Annotated in this window: 1 protein-coding gene; it reads left to right on the top strand. The window is 64.6% G+C overall.

Going from position 1 to position 2,483, the window contains the following annotated elements:
* Positions 1 to 194 precede the first annotated feature (194 nt).
* On the top strand, positions 195 to 2,192 hold the full coding sequence (locus RFM40_RS33395) for a PhoX family protein (RefSeq protein ID WP_320279042.1): 1,998 nt from the start codon (positions 195 to 197) through the stop codon (positions 2,190 to 2,192).
* Positions 2,193 to 2,483: the final 291 nt, after the last annotated feature.

Raw genomic sequence — 2,483 nt, forward strand, 5'->3', positions numbered from 1 at the left:
CACCTCAGATAGTCGCTCATTGCCCTGCCGGGCATTTCTCCCCGTATAGTGACGGGGAGAAAGGGGCCGACATCGGGGTTTCGCCAATCGCCCAAGGGTGACGTCGAAAGCATGTCACGAAAGTGTGATCGACCAGCTATAGGGGTCGAAAGGTCACAAAACTCCAGCCACCTCAAGAAGCCAGAGGACAGCCCATGACCGACTCCCCTGAAACCCGCTTCCGCACCAGCCAGCTCGAGGAGAATGACGGCCCGCCCGTCAATCCCACCGACAACCGCACCATGGGCGAGATCATCGCCGCGCGCTTCTCGCGCCGCGGTTTCCTGAAGGGTTCGTTGGCCGTCTCGGCCATCGCCGCCACCGTCAGCCCGCTGGCGCTCGTCGCCGCCGACGAGGCGCGCGCCACTGAGGGCTCCGCCTTCAAATTCGACGAGCTCGAAGCCGGCATCGACGACAAGCATCATGTCGCGCCGGGCTACGATGCCGACGTGCTCTTGCGCTGGGGCGATCCGCTGTTTGCCGATTCGCCGGAATTCGACCCGGTGAAGCAGTCGGCCGAGGCCCAGGCCAGGCAGTTCGGCTACAACAACGACTATGTCGGCTATATCGCGATCGACGGCTCGGCCGAGCACGGCCTTTTGGTCGTCAACCACGAATACACCAACCCGCATCTGATGTTCCCGGGCATCGTCAAGATCGTCGAGAAGGACGGCAAGAAGGCCGCCGAGGTGGCGCCGCTCAGCAAGGGGCAGGTCGATGTCGAGATGGCGGCCCATGGCGGCACCATCGTCGAGATCCGCAAGGAGGCCGGCAAATGGCAGGTGGTGCGCGACGGCAAGCTCAACCGCCGCATCACCTCCAACACCGAAATGGCGCTTTCCGGCCCGGTCGCCGGCCATGATCGCGTCAAGACCAATGCCGACCCTTCCGGCACCAAGGTCATCGGCACGCTCAACAACTGCGCCGGCGGCATCACGCCCTGGGGCACCTATGTGATGGCCGAGGAAAACATCCACGGCTATTTCTCGGGCGAATTGCCGGAAGGCCACAAGGAGACCGCCAACTACAAGCGCCTCGGCATTCCGGAAGGCGCCTATGAATGGGGCGCCCATTACGACCGCTTCAACCTCGCCAAGGAGCCGAACGAGCCCAACCGCTTCGGCTGGATCGTCGAGGTCGACGTCAACGACCCGAACTCGGTGCCGAGGAAGCGCACCGCCATGGGCCGCTTCAAGCATGAGGGCGCCGAATCGATCGTCGCCAAGGACGGCCGCGTCGTCTTCTATCTCGGCGACGACGAGCGCTTCGACTATGTCTACAAGTTCGTCACGAAGGGCACGTTCAACCCGAATGACCGCGCGGCCAACATGAACCTGCTCGACGACGGCACGTTGCATGTGGCGAAGTTCGCCGAGGACGGCTCGGTCGAATGGCTGCCGATCGTGTTTGGTCAGGGCCCGCTGACGGCGGAGAACGGTTTTGCCGGCCAGGCCGACGTTCTCATCGAGACGCGCCGCGCCGCCGACCTGCTCGGCGCCACCAAGATGGACCGGCCGGAGGACATCCAGCCCAATGCCGGCAACGGCAAGGTCTATGTCATGCTGACCAACAATTCCAAGCGCAAGGCAGACCAGGTCGACGCCGCCAACCCGCGCGCCGGGAACGCCTTCGGCCACATCATCGAGATCGTCGAGGACGGTGGCGACTTCGCCGCCACCAAGGGCAACTGGGAAGTGCTCTTGAAATGCGGCGATCCTTCCGTTGCCGATGTCGGCGCCACTTTCTCGACGGCGACCACCGCCAATGGCTGGTTCGGCATGCCGGACAATTGCGCCGTCGATTCGGCCGGCCGGCTCTGGGTCGCCACCGACGGCCAGGGTCCGAAGGCCACCGGCCGCACCGACGGCCTGTGGGCGGTCGACACGGAAGGCGCCGCGCGGGCGACGTCAAAACTGTTCTTCCGCGTGCCGATCGGCGCCGAAATGTGCGGCCCGCTGTTCGCCCCGGACGACCAGACCGCCTTCGTCGCCGTCCAGCATCCGGGCGATGGCGGCGAGGACTGGGAGGCCTTCGGCCGCCCCTCCTACTATGAGGATCTGTCGACCCGCTGGCCGGACTTCAAGCCGGACATGCCGGTCCGGCCTTCGGTCGTCGCCATCACCAAGCAGGGCGGCGGCAAGATCGGCGTCTGAGAGACAGGGACTCTGCGGCAAGGGCACCATCGCTGACGTTGGGGATTGGCCGAAGCCTCCCCGACGTCGTCATCCCAGGGCGAAGCAGGAGCGAAGCTCCGTCGCGGAGACCCTGGGATCCATTCCGTGACGTGTAAGCGTTGCAGCGGTCCAGAAGTCGCGATTCAGCGAGCGCCCAGAACGCGATATTCTGCGTCGCCGCACTCTTCGGCTGATGTAACGGCATGGCAACTGTGTTCATGCGAATGCGGTTTTGTCCCTGATGATGGCGTTGAGGACGACCAGGAGCTT

The sequence above is a fragment of the Mesorhizobium captivum genome (assembly GCF_033977165.1).
Lineage (GTDB): Bacteria > Pseudomonadota > Alphaproteobacteria > Rhizobiales > Rhizobiaceae > Mesorhizobium > Mesorhizobium captivum.

Bases quoted from the DNA above. Each gene is read 5' to 3' on its own strand.
- RFM40_RS33395 (WP_320279042.1), top strand. From the start codon at position 195: ATGACCGACTCCCCTGAAACCCGCTTCCGCACCAGCCAGCTCGAGGAG.